The sequence below is a fragment of the Bacillus sp. TE8-1 genome (assembly GCF_008368855.1).
GTDB lineage: Bacteria > Bacillota > Bacilli > Bacillales > Bacillaceae_G > Bacillus_A > Bacillus_A cereus.
Genome location: NZ_QPET01000024.1, coordinates 110228 through 136414, shown reverse-complemented (window position 1 = coordinate 136414; position 26187 = coordinate 110228). Strand labels below are relative to the sequence as shown.

The window sequence follows — 26187 nt, the reverse complement described above, 5'->3', positions numbered from 1 at the left end:
ACGGTCTCACATGCTCACTTTACCAATAATCAATCTGCATTTCTTTCGACATTTCTCATACAACGAATAATAAACATACCGTTATTACAACAAGTAACGGTATGCCGAAAACAAATTTCTTTTTATGAGTTTTATGATGAAACATATACATACCGATCCAAGCTCCAACTGCTCCCCCAGCTGCCGCTGATAAAAACAGCGTACTTTCTGGCGTTCTCCACTGTTTCTTCTTTGCTTTTCGTTTATCAAGCCCCATAAGGCTAAAAGCTATAACGTTAATAATAAGAAAATAAATCCATTTCATCGCTTTCTCTCCTTATGAAAAATTCGCTTAATGGTAACACGAAAAAACGCCGGAAACAACTGAAGAACTCTTTTTATCAAACTAGGTTCATTCCTTTTTCTTAATTAGTTACCTTCATATTTACAAAACCAACTAAAATCGCAATTAAAGCATTTAAATAGAAAAATGTTATGAGCAGAATCTTATATTTCATTACATTCACCCACTACCATATCATCAAAAAAACTGCTCTCAATCACTTTCTCCTCAAAATGAAGAACTACAATTAGCCCTACATATAAAGAAACCAAATTTAGAAACCATTCCCCATTCTCATCTTTCTTAGCTAAGCATTTAAATATCTCTTGAAATTGCATACGCTCGTCTGCAGCAATAATCGGACGTACACCAAAATATTTCAATACAAGATTCAGCTTCAGCTGTACGGATAATGATAAAATATATTTTAATAGCTTCGTGTACTCTGCACTATCTTTTTGACTATACAACTTCACAAGCTTTGGATGTAAATTCGAAATCGATAATTCCTCGTCAGTCACTCTAGTTACTTCTATCGTTTCAATCATCTTTTTCATATCCATCACATTCACCCCTTCTGAAAAAATTCTAAAGCCAAAGAGTACTTAATTCAAAATGTACAACAATTGTGCGTTTCTCGTCTCTCGTTCTTCCTCACTGACTAAATCATACTTTTTTAGGAGGTGAAAAACATCATTTAATAATTTCTGCGAATGAATACCTTGCAAAAAACTCTTTAACTCTTTAAAGATCCCTTCAGGTAAAAAATTCTTTTGACTTTCAAGCTTATTCATCACATCTTCAATAGAATGATCAATGTTACATGCCATACTAAACTTCCCCCTCTATCCTCTATAAATAATATCCTCAGCTAACGATGTAAACACTTCTCCAACAAGAGAATCTTCATCATATACAGATGAACCATTATTTTCTTCACGTTTCGCAAAAGGTATTTTGGCAATTACTTCTGTTTGCAATTGTTCTGCAAGCATTTCGCCGCCGCCTTTTCCGAAGAGATAATTTTTCGATCCATCTTGTTCTTCATAATAAGCCATATTTTCCACAATACCTAAAATCTCATGCTTCGTATGTTTTGCCATTACACCAACTCTTGAAGCAACGAATGAAGCTATATTGTGCGGAGTTGTAACAATTATTTCTTTCGCTTGCGGAATCATCGCTGCAACATCAATCGCAACATCTCCTGTACCTGGTGGTAAATCAAGTAATAAATAATCTAATTCTCCCCAGTGCGTATTCGCAAGGAAATTTTGAATCCATTTATTTAGCATCGGTCCGCGCCACATCACTGGGTTATTTCCTTCTGTAAAGAATCCCATCGACATGATTTTAACACCGTGACTAATGACTGGAATTGCCGTTTGATTAATCATCGTTGGTTTCTTATTCGTTTCCATCATAGCCGGAATACTAAAACCATATATATCTGCATCTAATATCCCCACTTTTTTGCCCATACGAGCTAGTGCAGTTGCAAGATTAATTGTCACCGTTGATTTTCCAACTCCGCCTTTTCCGCTCGTTACAGTAATAAAACGTACTCCTGAATCCGGGCGAAGCATGCTCGGCATACCAGTTTCTGTTCTAGTATTTCGCTTTAACTTCTCTGTTAAAGCTGCACGTTCTTCTTGTGTCATAGAACCAAATGTTACCTCCACTTTAGAGGCACCAATTGCGTGAAGCGATTCTTCAATATCTTGTTGAATTTTTGCTTTTAACGGACAACCTTGGATTGTTAGTACTACTTCAAGTTTAACCTCTGTTCCGTTCATTTGTATATTTCTAACCATATTTAATTCTACAACACTTTTGTGTAACTCTGGATCCTCTACATGTTTTAATGCATTCATTATTTGTTCTTGAGTAAGCATAGAACTCATCCCTTCTCTTATTCTAATTTATATACAACATTTTCTTGGCACTTCATCTGGTGAAAAAGCTTATTATCCCCCGCTAACGGGTGGGATTAATGCGACTATATCTCCGGCTTTTATCATCTCTTCATTCATTACAAACTCTTCATTAACAGCCACCATCACTTTATCCAGCGATTGTAAACAATAGCTGGCTTTGAGCCATTCTTTTAATTGCTGCACTGTCATTTCTTGCTTTTCTGAAATTACTAATCGATCCGATCCAACTTCCTCACGCAAATTTGCAAACAGTAAAATTGTAATCATTTTCTCATTCTTCCTTCTTTGGTTTTCCTTCTGGATAAGGTGTGTTTTCAAGTTGATCTCCAACCCACATCGTTCCATCTTCCCAAAATTCTTTTTTCCAAATTGGAACGATTCGTTTTATACGTTCAATCGCGTACTCATTCGCTTCATAAGCTACTTTACGATGCGGTGATGAAACTGCAATGACTACCGCAATATCCATTATTTCTAGCCGCCCTACACGGTGCGTAATTGCTACTTTTGCATCCAGCCATCTTTCACTAATTTCTTCACCAATTCTCATAAGTTGTTTTACTGCCATCGGTTTATATGCTTCATACTCTAAATGTAGCGTTCGTTTTCCTTTTGTTAATTCTCTCACCGTACCAATAAATGTTGTAATCGCACCTGCTTCCCTTCTTGCGACTTTATTCGTTACTTCTTCAACTAAAATCGGTTTATCTACAATCTCAAATAGCACTTGTCCCATTAAAACCACCTCTCACTTTATGAAATGTCCAAGGCCATTCACTACCTTCGTTATCTTCTAATAAAAGAACATCGACAAACATATCTTTTTTATATCCTCTTGTCCCGCCCGGCAATACGATAAACGCGTTGGATTCTGCCAATGAAGAAACTGAGCTAGATTTATCAAACCCTGATGGATAAGCGATTAATTTCCCCTCATCATATTGCAATTTTGCTCGTACAAATCTTGTAAATGGATTCGGTTTTAGAAAATCTTCTCCTAATAACGCTTTTTCTCTTTTTAAATGTACTTTTTCACTAAACATATACGTCCGAATACACGGTCTTACGAATAATTCAAACCCTACGTAACAAGCTGATGGATTCCCTGATAAACCAAATAATAACTTGCCATTTAATTGTGCTACAGTCGTAACACTTCCTGGTCGCATTGCAACTTTATTAAAAAGAACAGATGCACCTAACTTTTCGTAAATAGCTGGTAAATAATCATAATCTCCTACTGATACACCGCCCGTTGTAATTAACATATCTACTTGGCCAAGCGCTTCTTTCACAGCTGTAAAACACGTATTAAAATCATCACTAAACTTCCCAAAATATTTTACTCTTCCGCCCGCTCTTCGAATTTGAGACAATATCATGTACATATTACTGTTTCGGATTTTCCCTGGCTGTAATGAGTCATTGACATCCAGTAATTCACTCCCAGTCGCTAACAGTCCAATTACAGGCTTTCTCGCAACTGGTACTTCACTATAACCGAATGTAGCAAGAAGAGCTGAAATACCTGGATTAATGTACGATCCCTTCTTTGCAAGAACTGTTCCTTTACGAGCATCTTCACCTTGAAAAGAAATATTGTCGCCCGTTTTGAATGATCGCTTCACTTCCATATAATTGTTGCCATTCTTCTCATATTGACGAGTCAGCTCTAACATAACAACCGCATCACACCCATTCGGAATTTGTGCTCCTGTCATAATTCGAACTGCTTGAAATGGACCTACTTTCTCATGGAATAGCGATCCTGCACCAATTTCACCCACTACTTCAAATACAATTGGCGTTTCATAACTTGCTAAATTAGTATCTTCTGCTCGAATAGCAAATCCGTCATACGGCGAACGATTAAATGACGGTACATCATGTTCAGCTACTAAATCCTCTGCTAATATACGTCCATAAGCTAATTCAATTGGTAATAGCTCCTTTAAGCCCTTATCAGCAAATCCCATCACTTTACGAACAGCTTCTTCAACCGTAATTGGCACTCTTCTTTCCATTGTTGACACCCTCTCTATTAACCGAATACGCGATAATATAGTTGTTTCGCTTTCGAAATATCATTTGTACCATGAATAAAAACACGACCATCCCGAAAAAAAACGATGCGGTAATCATCGAATTGGCAAGATAGTAAATACGGATTCCGATCTACTTTTCCCAGTTTTTTTAATACTTTTTCTATATCATCAAAATTGTATTTCCTATTGTCTACTGTTCTAATTTGAACTGTATTTCTTCCGCACAAAACAGCTGCTTTCGTTTGATTTTCGTATGATAAATAAGGATAAGTTCGATTCAAACCGCATGAGAGACAAGCGTCTGTTTTTATTTTCCCTAATTTTATAAAATGATTTTGATTACTCCATATATCAAACATGAAAAATGTTTTTCTAATTGCTGAGAAATCTTCCACTAAAATTTTGAGCGCTTCTGCCACTTGATATGCTGCGACGATTTGAACAGTCGGGCTAATAATCCCAGCGGTATCACACGTCACACCTGTAACAGGGATATTTTTCAGCATACAATGTAAACACGGTGTCTCTTGCGGAATAATTATATAACTCATACCATATGATCCAACGCAAGAACCATATACCCACGGAATATTATGTTTTTGTGATAAATCATTTATTACAAATCGAATATCAAAATTATCTGTTGCATCAATGATTACATCTACATTTTTTAATAGACCTTCCATATTTTCTGGAGTTGCATCCATTACGAAAGCATGTATTTGTACTTCCGAATTAATTTGTTCTAGCCGATTTTTTGCAGCAATTGCTTTCGGCATTTTCTCTCTCGCATCTTGTTCAGAGTACAATTGTTGCCTTTGTAAATTACTCCATTCAACGTAGTCACGATCAATAATCGTCAACTTGCCAACACCTGCACGTACGAAACTTTCGGCACTTGCACTTCCTAATGCGCCTGCCCCTACAATTAACACATGTTTATTTCGAATTTTTTCTTGTCCTTTACTCCCAATTGGTTTGAACAACTGTTGTCGTGAATACCGATCAGCCATTACATACCCTTCCTCTCAAGAACTCTATTTCATATTAGAATGTTGTTTCTGATAACAAGCAAAGTAAGCAAAACCAACAAACCCAGCTCCTCCAATTACATTTCCGATAAAAACAGGAACAAAATTTTTAGCCAGATCCATCCACGTTAGATGACCAGCAAAAATAACAGCGGAAATGACAAACATATTTGCTACTACTTGCTGAAATCCAATCACTACAAATGCCATAATTGGAATCCAAATTCCGATGATTTTCCCGACAAAATCACTCGTCCCGTAAGCGAGCCAAAGAGCAAGACAAACGAGCCAATTACAACCAATTGCTAAAATCAAAGTTCTCCCAAATGATTCATGTAACTTCCCTTCCGCTATCGCTACCGTTTTATTTAAATACTCTCCCTCTGTTAATCCGCCAAGATGTCCAAAGCAATACGCAACGAAAATTGCCCCAATAAAGTTCATGAGAGTAATCCAAACCCAGTTATTCAGTACACTTATCAATGTAATTTTCTTTGCATAAAGCGCCATAGACAGTGACATCATATTTCCCGTAATTAATTCTCCTCCTGCTAATACTACGAGCATGAGTCCAACAGGAAATACTGCTCCTCCTAAAACATTCACTAGACTTCCCCAGCGCTCAGGTAAATTCCCTAAAACTCGAATGTTAAGTAAAAAACCTATCGCAATAAACGCTCCTCCTAAAAAACCGAGAATAAGCATCGCTGGCAATGTCTGTCTTACTTTTTGAACACCGGCCTCAATGACAAGCTCAGCAATTTGTTCCGGCTTATGAAATGCCATTACCCATTCCTCCATTTTCTCTAAATAAAAAAGCAGCTTCAAAAAACCTTCTCAAAATAAAGGTTTTTGAATGCTGCTTAATTTCTCTGCACATCTTTTACAGAGATATCAATCATCACTTTTACTATAAAATAGAAAATCCACAACTCTTGTAAATTTTCCATTTTTCACTATGACGCTAGCTTTATATATTAACCACCGATATGTGACATTTCAATTTTAGGTATTGTTTTCTTATTTGTATGATTTAAGCGTTCATCTGAATAACGATCTTCCCTATTATTCCATATATCGCGTACTACATCTGTAATGTCCTCATCTGTATGTTCAGAACGAAGCAATTCTCTTAAATCACTTCCTTTAGAAGCAAATAAGCAAGTATATAATTTTCCTTCTGCAGAAATACGAGCTCTCGTACATGATGAGCAAAAAGAATCTGTTACTGATGAAATAATACCTATTTCCTCATCGCTTCCTATATAATGATACCTAGTAGCCACTTCACCAGAATAATTTGCTTCTATCCGTTCTAACGGCATAACTTGATGAATCGTATCTACTATTTCTTGTTTAGAGACGACCTCTTTTAAATCCCAACCATTATAATTTCCAACATCCATATACTCAATAAAACGAAGAATATGCTTATTTTCCTTAAAATATTGCGCCATCTGCAAAATGTCCTGTTCGTTTTTTCCCTTTTGAACGACCATGTTTATTTTAATTTTCATTCCAACTTCAGCTGCAGCCTGTATTCCTTCCAGAACCCTTTGCACTTTGCTCCTATTACCATTTAAATAGAAAAACCGCTCTTCTTCTAAGGAATCTAAGCTAACTGTTACACGTGATAGTCCCGCCTTATATAAATCAGGAGCAAACTTTTTAAGTAACGATCCATTGGTTGTTAAACCGATATCTTCTACACCATCAATTTTATTAAGGCGCTCAATAAGCTTTGGAAGCCCTCTTCGAAGTAACGGTTCTCCGCCTGTAATCCGTAATTTTCTCACACCTAAAGAAACGAAAATACGTGTTATCCTTTCAATTTCATCAAAAGATAAAATTTTATCATTAGACAAAAACGAGTAATCAGGACCAAATATTTCTTCTGGCATACAATATCGGCAGCGAAAATTACAGCGATCAGTAACTGAAATACGTAAATCCTTTAACGGACGTTGCAACTTGTCTAATGTAACTGATTTCATCTTCATTGCCTCACTTTTATTTTATATTTAAAACACGTTCTGGATGGGTATATACATTTAAGGAGTGATTACGAATAAATCCTATTGTCGTAATACCTAAATCTTCCGCTAGTTGCAAAGCTAACTCAGTTGGAGCTGATTTTGATAGTATAATTTCACAACCGATTTTTGCAACTTTCAATAATATTTCCGAAGAAATACGACCACTAAAAACAATGATTTTATCTTTTATAGAAATATCGTTTCTTAAACAATAACCGTAAATTTTGTCTAGTGCATTATGCCTACCAATATCCATTCGGCTTAAAATAATACCATTCACATCACATAAAGTTGCATTATGAACCCCACCAGTACGATGAAACGTATCCGCAGATTGCTGCATTTCTTTCATTAACCGAAAACAATCATCGGCAGCAACCTGTACATGGACACCCTTCATTTTTTTTGCACTTAGTGCATCATTTGCAAAAACAAACCCTTGCCTACTCATACCACAACAAGACGTAATATAGCGTTTATTTTGCATTTGTTCATAATACGGATTTACTTTTGTCGTTGTTACATGCACAAATCCTTCTTTCTCCTGCACCCATACACTATCAATATCTTCATACTTCCGAATGATTCCTTCAGACGCTAAGAAGCCTATTACCATATCTTCTATATATTCTGGAGTACTAACCATTGTAACAAACTCCTGTCCGTTCATTTTAATGGTGACAGGAAACTCTGTTACAATGCTGTCCTCTATATGTTTAAATGCTCCTTGTTCATAACGAAAGATTTCTCTTTCTACCTGTATCGGTTTCACGATCAGTATCCTTCTCTCACGTTATATTTTTATCAAAAACAAATACAGAAACTGCAATATCTTCTTCTACTTTCATATCTGAAAACAAATTCACTAATTTCGCTCCAACAAGTTCCTCCAAATGTTCACGGGAATTCGCAGCATACACTTCTTGAATCATTTTCGTTCTAGCCATATGAACCATTTCCGCACCGTCCATCGTACTTGAAATAAATTTTTCAGTAGGTGTTAAGTTTCCATAAAGAGTCGCTATAGCCATATTTTCCGCAAAAACAGTATGAATTCGTTCTGGTCCTTTTCCGAAAAGTTCCTTTCGAAGTTTTCGTATCATATCATTAAATTCATGTACTTTTTTTGACATACAATTATACCTCCCAAAAGCCTCATTTTACTCTATTATATATTTTACCAAAATGAGCCTTCCGCCCAAACTATTTCCTACAAATATTTGGGCGGAAAGGTTCACTTCATGAAGTTTATTCGTCCTTTAACCCTTTCCCCATACCTTTTAAGAAATGAAGCCCAAACCCGATAGCACGGTTAATATCTGGGTCTTTCAATACTTTCATAAGATCGAATACCCCTACTTTTTTACTACTTTCTAGATGTTCATTACCTTCTTCTAGCCCGACTAATAAACTACCTATAAGCTTTTTCGTAAGTTCTGGGTCAAGTTCAGTTAACGCACCTGCAGCGCCCATCATATTATTAATTAAATTTGTAACAGGCTCACGAGTTACTTGACCTAGAACAATTTTCGCAATTGGTTCTTTCGCTTTTAGCATTGAATTTGCAGCTTCTAGCATTCCAATGTCATTTAATTCCCCTACTATATTAAACACCTGATTTAGAGCTTCTTCATTATTAGTTAGAAGCTCTTTTAAATCATCTAACTTTTGCTGTTTTATTTCTTCCTCAGTTAATTCTTGTTTTTGAATCATTTTTATAGGTGCAGCCATAGTTTTCTCCTCCTACTTATCCGTTAAATGCACATACCCTGGACGTGCCCACTTACGATGTACCTCAATTCCAGCTTGAGGGTGACGTTTTTTATTGCGTGGGTTCGCTTTTGGCATCGGATTTTCGCCATCAACTTCTAATACTTCCATACGTACTTTTGTTTGTTTATACGCAGGTGTATTCGTACGTACATCCACAGCAGGACCTGTTAAGAAATTAATTGCCGTTTCGTTATCTGTAGAGTTCATCGGTAAATATAACTCATTCGCTTTTACACGATCTGTAACGAGTGCACGTAATTTTAATGCTCCAAAAGGAGAGACAAGACGAACTAACGAACCTGTTTTTACGCCACGTTCTTTTGCAAGGTCTGGAGAGATTTCAACGAAAACACCAGGTACTTTCGTTTGAATACCTGTTGATTTATTTGTCATATTCCCTTCATGGAAATGCTCAAGCATACGACCGTTGTTAATGTGAAGGTCAAACTCAGCTGGAAATTCAGCTGGACGTACCCAGTCAGCAATCGCAAAACGAGCTTTTTTATCTGGGAAGTTAAATCCGTCTTGGAACAGAAGTGGTGTATTCGTTCCATCAAAACTTCCCCAATGGAAACTGTTCCATCCTTCAAGCACTTCATAGTTCGCTTGCGAGAACAATGGTGATAAACTTGCCATCTCAGCAAAGATTTCACTTGGGTGGCTATAATTCCAGTTTGCACCTAGTTTATTCGCAACTTCCTGGACGATCCACCAGTCTGGTTTCGCATCTCCTAGCGTAGGAAGAACTTGATATAATCTTTGGACACGGCGCTCTGTATTTGTGAAAGTACCTTCTTTCTCAAGAGATGGCGCTGCTGGTAATACAACATCTGCATATTGAGCAGTTTTAGAAAGGAAAACATCTTGCACAACGAAGAAATCAAGGCTCGATAACACTTCATGTACATGATTTGCATTAGAATCTACAAGAGCCATATCTTCTCCTACAAGATACATTGCTTTCATTTTTCCTTCGTCAATTGCGTGAAGCATTTCGATATTATTAAGACCTGGTTCACTATCAATTTTCACTCCGTAAGCAGTTTCAAATTTCGCACGTTCCATTTCGTTAGTAACGTGCTGATATCCTGGAAGCCATCCTGGTAAAGTCCCCATATCACAAGCACCTTGTACGTTATTGTGGCCTCGAAGTGGGTATGCACCTGCTCCTGGACGACGATAGTTCCCTGTTGCAAGAAGTAAGTTTGAAATTGCAGCGGAAGTATCAGAACCACCTGTATTTTGCGTTACCCCCATACCCCAAAGGATACATGTACCATCTGCATCACGAATCATTTCAGCCATTTGAATAAGTGTTTCTTTTGAAATGCCTGTTACTTCTTCTGCATATTCAAGTGTATATTCCTCTAGGCTTTCTTTGAAATCTTCAAAGAAGTTTACATTCTCATTAATGAATTCCTGATCATGCCAACCTTGATCGATCATATATTTCGTAACAGCCATTAACCAAACTTGATCTGTTCCTTGTTTTGGACTAATAAAGACATCTGATCGCTCTGCCATTTCGGTTTTACGAAGATCAGCTACAATTAACTTTTGTCCGTGTAATTTATGTGCACGTTTAATACGTGTAGCTAGAACAGGATGACCTTCTGTCGGATTACATCCTACAATAATAACAAGACCAGATTGCGCAATATCTTTAATCGTTCCGGCATCACCGCCCATACCAATTGTACGGAACAAACCATCCGTTGCTGGTGATTGGCAATAACGTGAGCAGTTATCAATATTATTCGTTCCAAATACTTGTCGAGCTAATTTTTGAATTACATAATTGTCTTCATTTGTAATTTTAGAGGAGGAAATGAATCCGATAGAACCTTTACCGTACTCTTCTTTAATAGCGCCTAATTTATTTGCAACTACATTCAGTGCTTCTTCCCATGTAGATTCAACAAACGTTCCATTTTTACGAATTAAAGGTTTTGTTATTCGTTCTTTAGAATTTACGAAATCCCAACCAAATTTCCCTTTTACACAAGTGGAAATTGCGTTAACTGGTGCATCTGAAGATGGCTGTACTTTAAGAATTTTACGCCCCTTCGTCCACACTTCAAACGAACAACCTACACCACAAAATGTACATACTGTTTTCGTTTTCTTCGTACGAGTATCACGCATGGCCGCTTCCACTTCTGATACCGCAAAAATACCGCTATATCCAGGCTCAACTTCTTTAATTAAATCTACCATCGGTTCAAGAATATCTGGTTTTAATCCCGTCATAAATCCAGCTTCACCGAGCATCGTTTTCTCCATTAAAGCGTTACAAGGACAAATCGTTACACATTGACCACAGCTAACGCATGAAGAATCATTAATATTTACTCCTTCATCCCAAATAACTCGTGGGCGTTCCGCTTCCCAGTCTATCGATAACGTTTCATTTACTTGTAAGTTTTGACACACCTCAACGCATTGACCGCATGCAATACATTGATTAGGATCATAGCGATAAAACGGATGTGTCATATCAACTTCACTTACATCTACTTTCGGTTCATACGGATATTTTTGATGTTCAATTTCCATTAATTCTGCTGTATTATGCAGTTTACAGTTCCCATTGTTGTTGTCACATACTGTACAGTATAATAAATGATTTTCTAGTAACCGATCCATCGCCTCTGTTTGTGCTTCTTTTGCGCGAACAGAAGCACGTTCAATGTTCATACCTTCCATCACTACTGTCGAACAAGATCGCATTAACTTTCCGTCAACTTCTACAATACAAGTGTCACATGTTTGAATAGGATCTACTTCTGGCACGTAACAAATTTGCGGATGTTCAATCCCGTTCTCATTAATAACACCCAATATCGTTGAACCGGGCTCCGCTGTATACTTTTTTCCTTCAATTGTAATATGAACCATGTTGTTATTCATGGTCTTTCCCCCTTTTTGAGAATAAAAAAACTCCACCACGAAAATATACGCACCGCATTTCGGCACGTTATTATCATGGTGGAGTAGTTTATTAGCACATCTTGCTAAAATACCAATCCATTTATTCATAAATAAAACGATAGAGTCATAACAGGTCATATCACGATTCCATCTTTAACACTATAATTATAGCGTTAAAGTTAAAAATATACAATATAAAATTTAAACTACGCATATGTCAGCTTGTAACTATCCATAATAACCCATATAAAGTGAAACTTTAATCAGTGGGGGGTTTTCTTCATCCCCCACTGATTATCAGCCCTCACCAATCGAGATAAAACATAACAAGGAGTAAGCGAACAAATGGGGTCTTTTAATAAATGGATTCGTGGTGAAAAATCTTTTTCTACCCAAGAGCAAGCTGATTACGCATTAAATAAATCTATCTCTTCTTCCCTTTCCCTTAATTTAAAGCACTTGTCCAAAATGTTTAGCGGTATTCCAGAATTAATAACACGCACTTTTCCATTAAAAAACGGACAGGAAGCTGCACTTATATATATGGAAGGACTTGTAGACAAAACTGTTATTAACGTAAACATTCTTCGTCCTCTCTTATTTAAAGAGTGGAATGAAGACGATTTTTGGGAAGCATCTGTTTCTATCGGAAATATTAAAAAAGTTCAACAGTGGACAGACATTGAACAATCTCTTTTACACGGCAAAAGTATTTTATTTATAAACGGACAACTATCCACTTTAGAGCTTGATACGCAAGCGGCACCAAAAAGGAGCATTGAAGAACCTACAACAGAGAGCTCCATAAAAAGCTCACACGAAGGATTTAATGAAGTAGCGAGCGACAGCCTTGCACTTATTCGTCGATATATTCCAAATCGCGAATTAAAAGTGAAGGAATTCACTGTTGGTGAACGAGCTACTTCAAAGGTTTTTTTGCTTTATCTAGCAGATGTTGCGAACGAAAATGTCGTAAAAGAAATGGCATCTCGTATCGAGTCAGTAAAAGTTGATGCGATTCTTACTACTGGTGAATTAGAGGGGTTTGTTGAAGATAATTCCTTTACTCTCTTTCCGCAATTATCAATAACTGAACGCCCTGACACAACAGCACATCATATTCTAGATGGGCGAATTGCCGTTGTTGTAGATCGCTCACCAGGCGTATTAATAGGACCTATGACCTTTTCATCCTTTTTTCAGACGATAGATGATTACAGCTTCAGACCCATGATTCCATCTTTTATACGACTTCTTCGTTTCACTGGGCTATTTATTGCAATATTTGCTCCTGCTCTTTATATTGCTATGATTTCCTTCCATTATGAAGTGATTCCGCTCAAATTGTTGTTAACGATTGGAGAATCTCGAGCCAAAATTCCTTTTCCCCCCATATTAGAAGCTTTATTAATGGAATTAGTTCTCGAAATGCTCCGAGAAGCAGCGATTCGGCTTCCTGGGCCTGTTGGACAAACAATCGGCGTCGTAGGAGGAATTGTAATTGGACAAGCTGCCGTTCAAGCTGGGATTGTTAGTAACGTTATGGTTATCGTCGTATCAATTACTGCGGTTGCCTCCTTCATTATTCCTAACTTAGAAATGTCAGCAGGAATTCGACTTCTTCGATTCCCAATGATGATAGCCGCCTCTTTATTTGGCGTCATTGGAATTATGGTTGGGATGGCAATCATTATTATTCATATACTTTCTATGGAATCTCTCGGTGTTCCTTATGGTAGTCCTTTTTCTCCGTTATTTGCTTCGGATTTAAAAGATACCCTTGTACGTTTCCCATGGAAAATTATGAAGAAACGACCACTATCTCTACAATTAAAACAAGATAACCGGCAAAGAGATGTTGAGGAAAAGGAGGATAATAAGTGACAAAACGTGCAAAGAGGGAGATTAGTTTATTTCAATACATTTTAACGATTAGTGGTGTTCAAGTAGGATTCGGTGTCCTTACACTTCCGCGTGAAGTTGCACAAGGGGCAAATACAGATGGCTGGATGTCTATTATTATTGGATGTGCTCTCACTACTTTAGTCAGTTTATGTATTGTGAAAATTATGGAAAATCATCCTGGATATACTTTACTCGATGTGCTGACTCGTTATCTTGGGGAGTGGCTAGGAAGAGTAGGAATGATTTTTTGGATTTTATATGCTGTCCTTGCAGCTATTTCCTTAATTTTTTCCCTCTTATACGTTATTCACATTTGGATTTTACCTAGAACTCCAATGTTTTTAATTATGATTTTACTATCTATTCCAATGTTAATGCTAGCATGTAAAGGCGTTCTTATTATAAGTCGCTATGCTGTTTTCACTGTATTTTTCACACTATGGATGCCTTTTCTATTGTTTATTCCGCTTAAAGATGGGCATTGGATTTATCTTCTTCCTCTTCTTAAAGAAGGCTGGATACCAGTTTTAAACACAGTAAAATCAACTATCATTGCGTTTCTCGGATTTGAGTTTGCATTTGTCCTTTATCCTTATCTCAGTAATAAATCATCTGCAAAAAAAGGAATTGTTCTTGCGAATTTGATTACGCTATTTATTTATCTTCAAGTCACGTTTGTCTCTTTTGTTTATTTTAGTCCAGATGGTATAACAAAGTTTTTATGGCCGACTCTTTCTCTTGTTACACCATTTCACTTCTCATTTCTTGAGCGATTTGAAATTATCTTTTTGTCATTTTATCTCTTTATTATTTTTGATTCCTGTATTCCTTATATTTTCACTGCTTCAGATGGAATTAATCAATTACTTAACAAAAAAAGCAGTTCATTACCTATTTATGTTTTATTATTCGGGTGTATTTTCATCTTATTCTTTTATATCCCTTCCTCTTACCAAATAAGTTCGTTGCGAGAATTTTGGGGAACTGCAAGTTATTTTATCGTTTTTCTATTCCCAGTCGTATTTCTCTTATACATGACACTTTATCAGCATTGGAAAAGGAGAAGAGTTTAAATGAGGCGCTTTATTCATTTCACTATACTTTACTTTCTCATAACCTTTTTAACAGGCTGTGGAGATCGACTCGACTTAGAAAAACAATCGATTTCATTAATTTACGGCTTTGACGCAAAAGCAAAAGGAAAATTAATTGTGTACCACGTAAATCCTATTTTTAATGAAGACGTAGAAAAAAGTACGAAACACATGAAGCGAAAGTACGTACACCTCGAGAAGCAAAAGCAACGTTTAATAGTTCAAGTGGCGGTTTAGTATCTACAGAAAAGTTACAGCTCATTTTATTTAGCACAAATTTTTTAAAACAAGAAGGGGCTATGCCTTACCTTGATGTTTGGTATCGTGATCCTAAAAACACTGGAAACATGCGCATGGTTGCAGTAGACGGTCCAATTTCTTCAGTTATATATAATAACTTTAAAGATAAGCCTGCCCTTCCCGAGTATTTAACAGATTTAATTAACACGAACAAACTGTACAATCGGACCGTTTTTACGACATTCCATGAATTTCACAGGCAAACGTTTAATAAAGGTATAACACCTGCTATTTCAGAAATAAAAAAAGGTAAAAAGGATGTTATCGTTACTGGTTCCGCGCTATTAACTTCTCGCGGAATTTATAAAATGTCATTAAATCGTTATGAAAGCGCCCTTCTTCTTTTGTTACAAAAGAAAGCGAATACACCGGTTTCGCTTACATTGAAAATCCCTTCTACTTCAGTTGAAAGTAATAGTGATTTAAAAGATACCGATGGCGGCGATTTCGTAACAATAAATGTTCTTAGCATGAATCGTGATATCCATACAGACTATAGCGATAACCACTTCAAATTTCATGTTAAAATGGATTTAAAAATTGCTGTCTCTGAACTTACATTCAATATGGATATAGACAAAGATAGAAAGAAATTAACTTCTCTTATTACAAAACAACTAAACAAAGATTTGAACGATTTAATCCACAACATTCAAAAACAGCAACTTGATCCATTCGGATTTGGTGATTATGCGAGAGCGTTTCAATATAAAGAATGGAAACAAGTCGAAGATGATTGGCCGAGTGCCTTTTCAAAAGCTAATGTGAAAGTGGCACCAACTATTAAAATTTTAGAAAATGGGATTATTAAATAGAAAAAACACGCTACTTGTTCTTATATGAATAAGTAGCGTGTTTTCATTTCCATTACAAGTATTATTTCAATGGACTATACTTTATTTCTATTTCTAACATTACTATGTTTTTTAGCATATACAAAATATATGAAAACCCCTACTATAATCCATGCCACAAAACTAATTAAAGTAAGCTTAGAAAGGTTCAAAGCTAAATATATACAACTTACTATCGAAACGATAGGTAAAAAAGGTACTAGAGGAGCACGGAATGGCCTCTTCATATTAGGATGTGTCTTTCTTAATACAATGACAGCTATAGATACAAACACAAATGCTGTTATCGTTCCCATATTCACTAAATTAGCTAATAAATTCAAATCCACTAATCCCGCTAATAAAGCTGCTAGTATACCTGTAACCCATGTATTAAAAAATGGAGTTTGTAAACGTTTATGGACACTTGAAAGTCTTTTTGGTAACAATCCATCTCGACTCATCGAATAAGATACACGAACAAATGCAAACATAGCTACTAACAGAACTGTTGTTAGCCCTGCTATCGCTCCCACCGATAACACCCCAGCAATTCTATCTTCTCCTACAATGCGCAACGCATATGCAACCGGATCAGCAACATTTAATTCCGTAAACGGAACCATTCCAGTTAACACGAATGAAACACCTACATATAGAACCGTACAAATGAACAAGGAAACAAGTAGCCCAATTGGCACGTTACGTTGTGGACGCTTCACTTCTTCTGCGGCTGTTGCAACTGCATCAAATCCTAAAAAAGCAAAAAATACAGTAGCAGCGCCTCCTACCACACCGTGAAAACCAAACGGTAGAAATGGTTGCCAATTCTCTGGTCTTACATATTGTGTCCCTACAACAATAAATCCTACAATAACAGCCAGTTTAATAATAACCATTATATTATTTATTCGTGCACTTTCTTTTGCACCACGGCTTAATAAAAATGTAACAACTAAAATAATAAGAACTGCTGGTAAATCAATGATTCCACCCTTCCCCATTCCTGGTGCCGAAGCAAAAACCGTAGGAATGTGAATATTAAAACCTAGTAGCAATGACTGAAAATATGCTGACCAGCCTGCTGCAACCGCAGAAGTCGCTAATAAATACTCCAGCATAACACACCAGCCAACTATAAATGCAAATATCTCACCTAGTGTCATATATGTATATGAATATACACTTCCCGAAACTGGAACTGTAGATGCAAATTCAGCATAACAGAAAGCTACACATGCACATATAATTGCCGCTAATACAAAAGATAATACAATCGCCGGACCAGCATGTTTCGCTGCTACAATACCAGTTAATACGAAAATACCTGTACCAATAATTGCTCCAATACCTAAAAGAGTTAAATCAATCGCTCCTAAAGTTTGATTCAATACTTTTTTCTTTTCTTCATCCATTGCTTTCTTTATGAAAAGACTCATTCTTTGAAACCTCTTTTTCAAGTTTATCTCTTACTTGTTACATTCTTTATTACTGTTCTATTTTAAAAATAAAAATATACATAGTTCACTTCCCCTATAGACTTAGTAACCCACCTCAAAAAAACAGAAAAATCAATTCCCTTATAGAATATTGAATTTTCAAAATATTAATGGTACAAAAAAACCATTAAGAATGCTGATTGAATTTATCATACAATTAATTATATTGTCAATAATAAATCAATCAAAAATAATCGGTTGATTATGTATCAAATGTTATTTTTATACATAATTATTTTCTCAAAAACATTGTTGTTTTCCACCTTAATATTCATACACATTTTATTACATTGATTTTCATACAATTTTCATTGCATACAATGCAATGAAAATCATAATAACCTCAAATGAGTTATTATTTAAAAATAATAATTCATTTGAGGTTATTTTACCATTTTAATACTAACAAAAAAGTGCAGATTTTCATCTGCACTTTTTTTATTCTTCCGCTTCAGCTTCTGCACTACTATTTTCAAGATGCTCCTTCTGAGCTTCCTCTTGCAGCTCCGCTGAAATCATCCCATAATAAAGTTCCGGATATAACCCAAATATTTGATATACACTTCCTAAAAACGGCATCAGAATCCCTCTTTTCTAAAGTTGTATTGCCACTTTTAAGGATTCCCTTTTCATTCATTATACATTCGTTTTTGACGTTTCTTCTTCATCTTGAACACCTAATAAATTTTGCCATTTTTTATACGGAGCGCTATTTGGATCTACATATCCTTTTGCATGCGAGCGATCCCACAATTGTTTAATAAACATTTCTTTCTCTTTCTTTGCCACCATATCGGCACCTGTACCGTAATAGTTCTGGAAATACAACTCGATTTCATCAAGGAATAGTCTTAATAATTCATCTGATGTTTCTTCTAACGTCGGATCATACTTCGCTTCACGGTCATACATTAAAATCATATCTAAAAGATTGTGGACATGTTCTTTTCTAAGCCATCTTACATCTTGGGCTCCTAATACGAACGGATGTGTATATAAATGTCCACCTTGTATCATCGCCTTTTCTTGCTCTTCTTCAAATCGTGACAAGATGTTTTCATAAATAAACGGATTATGAAGCAACGCTCTGTGTAATTTATAACTTTCGCTTGAAATATTTTTCCCCATCGACTGAATTAAAAAGCTACGTCCTACACCGTTATATTGATACACAAACTGTCCATCAACAGCAACTAAACTAATCCAGCGATACATATATGCGTATAGTAATGCACGATTACATTTATCATAATCTAATTTTGTTTGAGTCGCGTTTAAATCTGGCATAAAGGCTGGTAAATGCCAATACTTATCTAAATGCGGCGTTAAACTAGATTTTTTACTATTTAATTTGTTTACACGGCGATAATACGATTGGAAATAGTCACCTTTATCATTCATAAATCCATTTGAAATATGTCCTGATGATAATTTAGGAAAGTCTTGCAGCGATAAGCCGTAATGCGCTCGATAACAGATCACTTCAAATGGCGAAAAGGCTTCATGTACTGTATCTTTTTCTTTAAACATTTCTTGAATTAATTCCTCTTGCAACTCTTTCTTTAAAGAAGGATGTATACCCCAATATTGTAATTCCCTATGATGAGCAACTTTCGGAACGAATGGACTCGCTAAATGGAACAGGTCTTCAATTTTTTCACGAACGTATTCATCGCGATCACGTTTCTTATAATCTGCTTCTTTTCGCAACGCTTCAATAATATTCAGTTCTAATTTATCACGATAGCGTACTTGCAGTTCGTCATAACAATAGCTCAGTATATGTTCTCGGTAGAAATCCTCTACCTTTTTCGACTGAATCTCTTCTGTTTTCGCATCACGACAGTATTCCCCGTACAAACTCATATAAATTTCCGCTGATATATCTTTCGGTAGTACACCTAAATTTAAATGTTGCTGCATATCTTGCCATATCTTTTCTTGCAGCTGTTCCTCAGCTAATACATATACATTCGTCGGGTTTGTTTTCCCTTCAAATTCCTTACTGCGCTTTTGGATTTCAAACAGTAAATTTTCACGTGTTTCATGTAAATTATCAAAAAATCTTTCCCAATATTGAATCATTTTATTAACTGCTTGATATAGCGATTGATATACAAGTTCTAATAGCATTTCTTTTCGATATTCATTTAATTTGTGTACATATTGCGTTACGATGTCTTCAAATTCTCTTTTGAATAAACGTTGCTGATTATTAATCATTTTTCCGAACCAGCCTTGTTGTTGAGCAATTTCTACTCGGCGTACAGCCGTTACCGTTCCATCAATATTACCCACATTAAATTTTTTATCGTAATTTTGAATTACATTACGCTTTTGTTCATTATTTTCATGTAGTCGATTCATTTTTTCTACTAACTGCTTTCGAATTTCATATAACATAAAACGTGCTGCTACTGGGTGAACGGGATCTGTTTTCTTTAAAAACCATGTATTTAATTGATAGGACTGCCCTTCAGAGCCACTTGGTGAAAAGCGGTCTGATTCAATCATGTCATATAAAAGTGTCGTTACATGTTCATGTACCCGGCTCGGAATCGCATACGCATATAAACGAACCGCATGATCCACTCTTGCCACTTCACCCTTCATTTGTTCCATCATTTTCAATTTCGTAGCTGAAATTTTACACTCATGTTGCAGACGATTTAATTCCTCATCTTTTTGCACCGTTCGTTGTACATAACTTTCTACAGCTTCTAAAAAAAGTTTTGATTTCGCAACTCCGAGCTTACCACCCTCTGCTCCTTCACGTGTTTCATTGTACATTTGTCTATAGAAAATATGAGCTTGCTCTGGACGGGTAGCAAGATGCTCCAAGTCCTCTAAATAACTTTTACCTCTCTCCGGCTTTTCACGTTGCATCCCACGTTTTACATCTTGATCGTATCTTTGCTTCTTCTCTTGAAACAGTTGATCTAAATGAAGCCACGATTCATCTAAACCTTGCACAGCCCATTTTAAAGCACAATATTTTAACACATGTTCATATGGATAAATGAGTTTTGCCGTTCCTGCCCCGCAATATCGTCCTTTTCCGCTTGATTCTGCTAATTGCTGAATTTGATTGTCTTCCTGTGCAAAATGACTTGTGGACATCGGGCTAAATAACTGTAAATAAATTGTATTTGCCATCTGTTCCATATAGTCTGATAAATTGTGTAAATGGTGTCCATGTAGGTTTTCGTAATCGTATAAGAAACAATAATTGTACGGTAAATGATGTTGTTTAATTGTATGATTCGTTCTTCCGTCTTCATCTACTTGATCAGGGCGATACTCTAATTCAATTGTTACACCGCCGCGTTTTGATAATTCTCCAGTAGACCCGAGCGTAATAGCATGTAATTCTTTTAACGATGCATAGCCATTTGCTTGCACCGTTTCAAATTCTTTCGCGCTAACCGTTCTCGTCTTTACTAAAACATCCGGCATTAAAAACGCACCGCGTATTAAAATGTTATGATGCTGCAATTTCTTCCGAAGCATTTCACGTAAATATAAAGCAATTTGCAGAAACATCCCTGAACCTGTTCCGCCTGCTAGTGATGTTACTATAATGACACGCACACCATATTCCGTTTGATCACTTGTAACCGGAAAAATCTTCTCGATTTCTTGCCAAAAAGACGTCAATTTATCTTCTTTCATCGCAGCACGTAACGCTAAACGTGAAATGACGCGTAACTGTCCTGCTCCTTCTGTTAATGGTTTATCAAGTATAGTCGGATCCATCGGAAACCACTCTGGGATCGTTGGATCTCCCGCAATATACTCCCTAGGCGTTTTACTAGAACTTGTTTGTGTCTTAAACTTTCGAATATGATCGAATTTACTTAATGTATTCACATCTGTATCAAATACGTGCATTGCTACCTTTTTCCGGCGCTCTTCAGGCAGTTTTTCATATATTTGATGCGTCACAGTACTACCGATTCCACCTAAACCAATTAATATTGTTGGAACTTGTAATGTCATGTGAACCACCTTCCTATTCTTGCTTGTTTGAAAAAAGGGAAAGAGGATCAATACTCCATCCCCTTCTTATCCCTACCTACTATTCACATTCGTACTTGTAAATCTCTTTACCATATCCCCTATCAATTAGTAAAAGTTCATTTGGATATAGTGTCTTATGTTCCATTCCTACTTCATCCTCTGCTATAAACATTCCATCAATAATCATTCCAACTACTTGTGATTCTTTCGCTACAAAGACAGATTTCGAACCTTTCTTCGCTATAAACGTAACGGATTGCACGGTTTTTCTTTCTGCTCTAAATGGGATACCAAAATAATGGTTCCACCATTTATTTCGAAGTAATTCTGGTTCAGATTGATATAGCCAATCTTTCGCTACCTCTTGATCCCATTCATAATACAGTAGTGCTTTCCGGTGAAATCTTGGCCGAACAATCCATCCTAAAACAATGATTCCTACTGCTAGCAGTAATAAAGTGATAGGAATGACAAACTTAAAAATAAGCGCATATTTTTCATAAAACGGAGCATCTTGAATATGGAATGTTATGTTTTTCTTTACTTCTTGTAACTTTGAATCCTGCATTACGATGGTAGCTTCTACGGTGCCGGTATCTGTAAAATTAAATGTGTCGGAGTAATAGGGACGAGGATAAACATAGATTTGATTTCCATGTTGCTTTATTTCATAATTGATTGATTGTTTAGATGTGACACCAGTAGATTTTAATAGTTTTTTTACAGCTTCTTCTGTCATTAACTTACCATCTAACTGTGGTTGTAAAACAAATGGTTTACTATTCTCTAAATTTGTCACTTTTTCTTCATAATCTTTTGTAACAGTTTGAAGTGATAATTTCGGTTTCTCAGCTGTTTCAATTTTAAATTCTTTCGTCTGTCTATAAAACCCCTTTATATTCATATGAACTTTCCCGCGTACTAACCCTTTACCAAGCTTCGTTTCGTAATAAAACACATGCCTTTTATCGTTCCACTTCATTGCATATTGTTTTCCATCTATTTCTACTTCTGCCTGAAAGTAAGAAGACTGAACTGGCAACTCCGTAGGCTTTGCTTCAATAACAGCAGTAACACCTTCGTACATGTTCTCTACATTTTTTTGACTACTATCATCTTTGTCATAAGTAGAAACCGTATAATTAAGCGCTGGTTCAACTAATACTTGTAGTCCTTCTTTCTCAATGTCCTGATCCACTTCTATCGTATAAGTTCCTGGTTTAATAACTTCCTCATTTTCCGTACTTATATGAACTATATTTCCGAACAATTTTGCTTCTCCTGGTGCATGTATGGAAAAAGAAGATTGTAATTGTAATGGTTTAGAAATTTGTGTGACCTGATAATCGGGCAGAGAAGGCGATTGTCGTACAAGCGTCATACGCTTTAACGGAAATGGTGTTGTAATCTCTACTCTTTTCCCCACTACTTTCGTTTTTACAATCGATTCAACAGAGGAGAATGGATCACGATTTGCAACTAATGCTGCCACTTGATTTACACTTTTTACAATGCCATCTTCTCCGCTTGACGGCATCGTAACACCATTTATCTCTTTCTTCCATATTTCCTTGAACGTATTTAGTTGTTCTTTTTCTTGTTGTCCTAAATCTTCTTCCATCGTAATTAAGACTGGATGTAACGATATCTTTTTTGTATCCATTTCTTTCTTAAACTGGGCTAATTTCTGCAAAATTTGTTCTTTTCCGCCAACCTTATCTTTCTCTAAATCATTAAATGCCCCGTCAGTTAATACAATAAGCCAAAATTCACGTTTTCCATCTATATCTGCTTCCTTTTTTATAGATTGCATCGCCGTTTCTACCGCGCTAAATGGAGTATTTAAATACGTTTTCCACGCTTCAATTCCCTCAATTTCTGTTTGCCTTTTATCCTTCGTTAACGAAATGTTTAATGGATCATTCGGCTTACTCATTGGAACGTAAGAAAATTTATCTTTTTCATCCAATAGCGCAACTAAACTTTGCAAAGCATAATTGGCATATTTCCAGCGATCGTTATTTCTCATGCTGCCCGAATCGTCATATACAAGTGAAACGACCCTTTCCTTTGCCTCCTCTCCTTTTGCAAAAGCTGATAAAGGTAAACATATAAATAGAAACAACATGAACGTGGCACAAATTCGGATTTTCATGATGAGGCTTCGCCACCTTTGTAGACAAATTCCTATGTTTAAATTTATGAGAGGAAACAAGATATATGACTTGTATTTTAGGACAACTAACCCACCATAACCTTATTATGTAAACAGATCATACACTTGGTAATATTCCTTCTAGCATTCTCTATCCAATTATATAAGTAAAAAAGCCTGTTTAAGCTCCACGCTTAAAACAGACTTTTCCTACTTTTTATTTTAAAAACACATAACAAAAAGTTTGATTTTTGACTTAACACATCACTTCTATTGTAAATCCACCAGGTGCTTCAATATAAAACGTATACGCATGGGCATGCTTAGGAGGCTCGACCAAAAATCCATCTTCCTTCAATCTTCGATTTATCTTGTCTACTTGTTCTTCACTTTCTTGTGGAAATCCTACATGAAATGTTTTTGGATACTGAACTTCTTTCCCTTTCATTAACGTTAGTATAAATCCATCATTATCACGCATAACTGCAAAGGCATTCCCCCTTGTTCCACTACAAGTTAAGCCAAAATACTTTTCTAAAAACTCTCTTGCAGCTACTACATCTGCAACTGTTAAATTAAGATGTTTAATTCCCAACTCATCACCTTCTTTCTTAATTTTCTAACATTTTATCATACAATTAAAAAACACGCCTTTCACAGCGTGTTTCATTGCTTTACATACACTTCAACAATCGGATTCTCTTTATGATCCGCATGCAAGCGTATATTCTCTTCACCTGTATTATAAATACTAGCTAATAACATTATCGTTAACACATTAGGTGTCTTCGCATCACTTCCGTATTTTCTCTCAAGCGCTTCCTTATATTCAAAATCTAAATCCCCCTGCACATATGTATACACTTCAAAACCATCTTCTAAATTGCAAACTACTGTATCAATAATATCTGTCCCTACTTGCTTCTTCATTTCCTCTCGTAACGCTTCAATAAAATCTTCCCATGGTACTTCGTATGTCTGAAACTGATCTGTAGATTTCATGCCTTTTCCTCCTTATATATCCTCTTCTTATATTTCCCCTTTCCTATAACAATTATGATAGATAGGGCATTCGTACAAGCCGCACTTGTCCCCCTTACATATCGTATTACTGTAATGCGGAAGGAGGAAAGAATATGCATAGACAAAAATGTTATCATACATGCCAACGTTATTTCGGAAAAGTTGTTCGGATTGAAGACCGTGATGGCCGTATACATTTAGGTAAAATAATCGATGTGACACAAAACTCTGTATGGATTGAACCGGTGCAACAGCGCTCATCTTTTGATTCAGGGTTCGGATACTACGACGCTTATGCAAACGGTGGTTGTGACCTTTGTGGAGGCCTTAGCAGGTGTGATAGTTGTGGATTCGGATGCGGTGGTGGATTCAGCAGCTGCGGATGTGGTGGTCGTGGTTGTAGTAGTTGTGGTTGCGACGGCTGGGGAGGCGGCGGTTGTGGCTGGGGTGTTGAACTCGGATTTGGTTTCATCTTCGGAATTACATTAGCTGCATTATTTTTCATTTAACATAGTAAAGAGTTGGCTACCTTTAGCCAACTCTTTTTCTTTATTTTTCACATATAAAAATACGATGCCCTAAAATGTGTTGGTACATAAGCCGTACATTTTCATGCTGTACCCACGCCTCATATAACTCATTCGGAATATGTGAGGATACATTCCATTCTGGCTCTTCTACATAGCCAGAGATCGTTTCTGCAATCGTGCCACCGCCAGCAATTGTAATTCTTTTAAAATTTGCTTTCTGAAATAATTGTACCCACTCATTCTCAGTTAATAATTCTTTCATACCATATAATTGGGCGATTTTTTCTTCCTCACCCTTATCAATGTGCCTATCAATAATCATTTCAATGACAACAAGCTTACCGTCCTGCTGTAATACACGATAACACTCCGAGATAACCCTTTCTTTGTCTGTAAAAGCGATGATTGATTCTCCAAGTACGAACTCAAATGAGTTATTCAAACACGGTAATTGCTCTACATTTCCTTCAATTAATTGTATATCTAACCCTTCAAACAACCATCTATCTTTTGCCTTTTGAATCATAATTTCATTCTTTTCAACCGTTGTTACTTGATAACCAAATTCCCTTGTCATATATGCCGCTGTTTTCCCCGTACCGCAACCTATCTCAAGGACATTCGCTCCATATTTAAAAGGCAGTTGTGCTAACAATTGTTTTGTTAACGTAAAGCCACCAGGATGAGCGCTTCCTATTCCGTAATAAGCTAGGAAATCGATGTATGTGTTTCGCTTCATGGGATTCTCCCTTT

24 protein-coding genes and 1 pseudogene are annotated in these 26187 nt (G+C 36.3%); 4 read left to right on the top strand and 21 right to left on the bottom strand.

The window, feature by feature from the left end; translation table 11 throughout:
* Nucleotides 1-55 precede the first annotated feature (55 nt).
* From DN404_RS22730 to fdhF, 14 genes are all read right to left on the bottom strand, one after another.
* Nucleotides 56-304 (bottom strand): DUF1294 domain-containing protein, encoded by a 249-nt coding sequence (locus DN404_RS22730; RefSeq protein WP_000871349.1) that lies wholly within the window; start codon nucleotides 302-304, stop codon nucleotides 56-58.
* A 182-nt stretch (nucleotides 305-486) separates the two neighbouring features.
* Nucleotides 487-885 (bottom strand): hypothetical protein, encoded by a 399-nt coding sequence (locus tag DN404_RS22725; RefSeq protein ID WP_044306928.1) that lies wholly within the window; start codon nucleotides 883-885, stop codon nucleotides 487-489.
* Between the two features lie 42 nt (nucleotides 886-927).
* A complete protein-coding gene (locus tag DN404_RS22720; protein ID WP_000752375.1) occupies nucleotides 928-1152 on the bottom strand; it encodes a hypothetical protein in 225 nt (74 codons plus the stop codon).
* A gap of 15 nt (nucleotides 1153-1167) precedes the next feature.
* Nucleotides 1168-2217 carry a P-loop NTPase gene (locus tag DN404_RS22715; protein WP_149215495.1) on the bottom strand — a complete coding sequence of 350 codons (1050 nt, stop codon included), beginning with the start codon at nucleotides 2215-2217 and terminating at the stop codon, nucleotides 1168-1170.
* Between the two features lie 72 nt (nucleotides 2218-2289).
* Nucleotides 2290-2526 (bottom strand): molybdopterin converting factor subunit 1, encoded by a 237-nt coding sequence (gene moaD, locus DN404_RS22710; RefSeq protein ID WP_000628500.1) that lies wholly within the window; start codon nucleotides 2524-2526, stop codon nucleotides 2290-2292.
* A 4-nt stretch (nucleotides 2527-2530) separates the two neighbouring features.
* Nucleotides 2531-2995, bottom strand: a complete 465-nt coding sequence (gene moaE / locus DN404_RS22705) for a molybdopterin synthase catalytic subunit MoaE (RefSeq protein ID WP_000531881.1) — start codon at nucleotides 2993-2995, stop codon at nucleotides 2531-2533.
* Nucleotides 2976-4283, bottom strand: coding sequence for a molybdopterin molybdotransferase MoeA (locus DN404_RS22700; protein ID WP_088361768.1), 1308 nt, complete (start codon nucleotides 4281-4283; stop codon nucleotides 2976-2978). Before DN404_RS22700 ends, moaE begins: the two co-directional genes overlap by 20 nt.
* Before the next feature lie 17 nt (nucleotides 4284-4300).
* Entirely contained in the window at nucleotides 4301-5317 is a 1017-nt protein-coding gene (locus DN404_RS22695; protein ID WP_086412201.1) for a molybdopterin-synthase adenylyltransferase MoeB, read from the bottom strand.
* A gap of 24 nt (nucleotides 5318-5341) precedes the next feature.
* A complete protein-coding gene (locus DN404_RS22690) occupies nucleotides 5342-6121 on the bottom strand; it encodes a formate channel (protein WP_000863998.1) in 780 nt (259 codons plus the stop codon).
* 191 nt (nucleotides 6122-6312) lie between these two features.
* Nucleotides 6313-7329 (bottom strand): GTP 3',8-cyclase MoaA, encoded by a 1017-nt coding sequence (gene moaA, locus DN404_RS22685; protein ID WP_046392943.1) that lies wholly within the window; start codon nucleotides 7327-7329, stop codon nucleotides 6313-6315.
* A gap of 16 nt (nucleotides 7330-7345) precedes the next feature.
* Nucleotides 7346-8143 carry a formate dehydrogenase accessory sulfurtransferase FdhD gene (fdhD, locus tag DN404_RS22680; protein WP_046392944.1) on the bottom strand — a complete coding sequence of 266 codons (798 nt, stop codon included), beginning with the start codon at nucleotides 8141-8143 and terminating at the stop codon, nucleotides 7346-7348.
* A gap of 16 nt (nucleotides 8144-8159) precedes the next feature.
* Complete coding sequence (locus tag DN404_RS22675) at nucleotides 8160-8504, bottom strand: Na-translocating system protein MpsC family protein (protein WP_000039582.1); 345 nt, start codon at nucleotides 8502-8504, stop codon at nucleotides 8160-8162.
* Nucleotides 8505-8619: 115 nt separating this feature from the next.
* Nucleotides 8620-9102, bottom strand: a complete 483-nt coding sequence (locus DN404_RS22670; RefSeq protein WP_088361769.1) for a helical membrane plugin domain-containing protein — start codon at nucleotides 9100-9102, stop codon at nucleotides 8620-8622.
* Nucleotides 9103-9114: 12 nt separating this feature from the next.
* Nucleotides 9115-12054 carry a formate dehydrogenase subunit alpha gene (fdhF, locus tag DN404_RS22665; RefSeq protein WP_086412200.1) on the bottom strand — a complete coding sequence of 980 codons (2940 nt, stop codon included), beginning with the start codon at nucleotides 12052-12054 and terminating at the stop codon, nucleotides 9115-9117.
* 366 nt (nucleotides 12055-12420) lie between these two features.
* Here fdhF and DN404_RS22660 point away from each other — a divergent pair, with 366 nt between their 5' ends.
* The 3 genes and pseudogenes from DN404_RS22660 to gerSC all read left to right on the top strand — a co-directional run bounded on the left by DN404_RS22660 (nucleotide 12421) and on the right by gerSC (nucleotide 16189).
* Complete coding sequence (locus tag DN404_RS22660; protein WP_000534516.1) at nucleotides 12421-13959, top strand: spore germination protein; 1539 nt, start codon at nucleotides 12421-12423, stop codon at nucleotides 13957-13959.
* The gene (locus DN404_RS22655; protein ID WP_000166518.1) at nucleotides 13956-15053 is read left to right on the top strand and encodes an endospore germination permease; all 1098 of its coding nucleotides are present in this window, start codon (nucleotides 13956-13958) and stop codon (nucleotides 15051-15053) included. Before DN404_RS22660 ends, DN404_RS22655 begins: the two co-directional genes overlap by 4 nt.
* A pseudogene (gene gerSC / locus DN404_RS22650) lies at nucleotides 15054-16189 on the top strand (spore germination protein GerSC).
* 74 nt (nucleotides 16190-16263) lie between these two features.
* Here the strand turns inward: gerSC and DN404_RS22645 are convergent.
* The 6 genes from DN404_RS22645 to DN404_RS22620 all read right to left on the bottom strand — a co-directional run bounded on the left by DN404_RS22645 (nucleotide 16264) and on the right by DN404_RS22620 (nucleotide 24883).
* The gene (locus tag DN404_RS22645; RefSeq protein ID WP_149215494.1) at nucleotides 16264-17646 is read right to left on the bottom strand and encodes an APC family permease; all 1383 of its coding nucleotides are present in this window, start codon (nucleotides 17644-17646) and stop codon (nucleotides 16264-16266) included.
* A 498-nt stretch (nucleotides 17647-18144) separates the two neighbouring features.
* Nucleotides 18145-18285, bottom strand: coding sequence for a hypothetical protein (locus tag DN404_RS22640; protein ID WP_001116192.1), 141 nt, complete (start codon nucleotides 18283-18285; stop codon nucleotides 18145-18147).
* Nucleotides 18286-18342: 57 nt separating this feature from the next.
* Nucleotides 18343-21705 carry a tubulin-like doman-containing protein gene (locus DN404_RS22635; RefSeq protein ID WP_000175124.1) on the bottom strand — a complete coding sequence of 1121 codons (3363 nt, stop codon included), beginning with the start codon at nucleotides 21703-21705 and terminating at the stop codon, nucleotides 18343-18345.
* Between the two features lie 79 nt (nucleotides 21706-21784).
* Nucleotides 21785-23881, bottom strand: coding sequence for a vWA domain-containing protein (locus DN404_RS22630; RefSeq protein ID WP_149215493.1), 2097 nt, complete (start codon nucleotides 23879-23881; stop codon nucleotides 21785-21787).
* A gap of 256 nt (nucleotides 23882-24137) precedes the next feature.
* Nucleotides 24138-24476, bottom strand: coding sequence for a VOC family protein (locus DN404_RS22625; protein ID WP_000511518.1), 339 nt, complete (start codon nucleotides 24474-24476; stop codon nucleotides 24138-24140).
* Between the two features lie 71 nt (nucleotides 24477-24547).
* Entirely contained in the window at nucleotides 24548-24883 is a 336-nt protein-coding gene (locus tag DN404_RS22620) for a hypothetical protein (protein ID WP_000842887.1), read from the bottom strand.
* Between the two features lie 134 nt (nucleotides 24884-25017).
* Between DN404_RS22620 and DN404_RS22615 the strand changes: the two genes are divergently transcribed.
* Nucleotides 25018-25413: a hypothetical protein gene (locus tag DN404_RS22615; protein WP_149215492.1), complete on the top strand. Its 396-nt coding sequence runs from the start codon at nucleotides 25018-25020 to the stop codon at nucleotides 25411-25413.
* Between the two features lie 40 nt (nucleotides 25414-25453).
* Here the strand turns inward: DN404_RS22615 and DN404_RS22610 are convergent, their stop codons facing one another.
* Nucleotides 25454-26173 (bottom strand): class I SAM-dependent methyltransferase, encoded by a 720-nt coding sequence (locus DN404_RS22610; RefSeq protein ID WP_000828256.1) that lies wholly within the window; start codon nucleotides 26171-26173, stop codon nucleotides 25454-25456.
* Between the last annotated feature and the right edge of the window lie 14 nt (nucleotides 26174-26187).

Bases quoted from the DNA above. Each gene is read 5' to 3' on its own strand.
- DN404_RS22730 (WP_000871349.1), bottom strand. From the start codon at position 304: ATGAAATGGATTTATTTTCTTATTATTAACGTTATAGCTTTTAGCCTT.
- DN404_RS22725 (WP_044306928.1), bottom strand. From the start codon at position 885: ATGGATATGAAAAAGATGATTGAAACGATAGAAGTAACTAGAGTGACT.
- DN404_RS22720 (WP_000752375.1), bottom strand. From the start codon at position 1,152: ATGGCATGTAACATTGATCATTCTATTGAAGATGTGATGAATAAGCTT.
- DN404_RS22715 (WP_149215495.1), bottom strand. From the start codon at position 2,217: ATGCTTACTCAAGAACAAATAATGAATGCATTAAAACATGTAGAGGAT.
- moaD (WP_000628500.1), bottom strand. From the start codon at position 2,526: ATGATTACAATTTTACTGTTTGCAAATTTGCGTGAGGAAGTTGGATCG.
- moaE (WP_000531881.1), bottom strand. From the start codon at position 2,995: ATGGGACAAGTGCTATTTGAGATTGTAGATAAACCGATTTTAGTTGAA.
- DN404_RS22700 (WP_088361768.1), bottom strand. From the start codon at position 4,283: ATGGAAAGAAGAGTGCCAATTACGGTTGAAGAAGCTGTTCGTAAAGTG.
- DN404_RS22695 (WP_086412201.1), bottom strand. From the start codon at position 5,317: ATGGCTGATCGGTATTCACGACAACAGTTGTTCAAACCAATTGGGAGT.
- DN404_RS22690 (WP_000863998.1), bottom strand. From the start codon at position 6,121: ATGGCATTTCATAAGCCGGAACAAATTGCTGAGCTTGTCATTGAGGCC.
- moaA (WP_046392943.1), bottom strand. From the start codon at position 7,329: ATGAAATCAGTTACATTAGACAAGTTGCAACGTCCGTTAAAGGATTTA.
- DN404_RS22675 (WP_000039582.1), bottom strand. From the start codon at position 8,504: ATGTCAAAAAAAGTACATGAATTTAATGATATGATACGAAAACTTCGA.
- DN404_RS22670 (WP_088361769.1), bottom strand. From the start codon at position 9,102: ATGGCTGCACCTATAAAAATGATTCAAAAACAAGAATTAACTGAGGAA.
- fdhF (WP_086412200.1), bottom strand. From the start codon at position 12,054: ATGAATAACAACATGGTTCATATTACAATTGAAGGAAAAAAGTATACA.
- DN404_RS22660 (WP_000534516.1), top strand. From the start codon at position 12,421: ATGGGGTCTTTTAATAAATGGATTCGTGGTGAAAAATCTTTTTCTACC.
- DN404_RS22645 (WP_149215494.1), bottom strand. From the start codon at position 17,646: ATGAGTCTTTTCATAAAGAAAGCAATGGATGAAGAAAAGAAAAAAGTA.
- DN404_RS22640 (WP_001116192.1), bottom strand. From the start codon at position 18,285: ATGCCGTTTTTAGGAAGTGTATATCAAATATTTGGGTTATATCCGGAA.
- DN404_RS22635 (WP_000175124.1), bottom strand. From the start codon at position 21,705: ATGACATTACAAGTTCCAACAATATTAATTGGTTTAGGTGGAATCGGT.
- DN404_RS22630 (WP_149215493.1), bottom strand. From the start codon at position 23,881: ATGAAAATCCGAATTTGTGCCACGTTCATGTTGTTTCTATTTATATGT.
- DN404_RS22620 (WP_000842887.1), bottom strand. From the start codon at position 24,883: ATGAAATCTACAGATCAGTTTCAGACATACGAAGTACCATGGGAAGAT.
- DN404_RS22615 (WP_149215492.1), top strand. From the start codon at position 25,018: ATGCATAGACAAAAATGTTATCATACATGCCAACGTTATTTCGGAAAA.
- DN404_RS22610 (WP_000828256.1), bottom strand. From the start codon at position 26,173: ATGAAGCGAAACACATACATCGATTTCCTAGCTTATTACGGAATAGGA.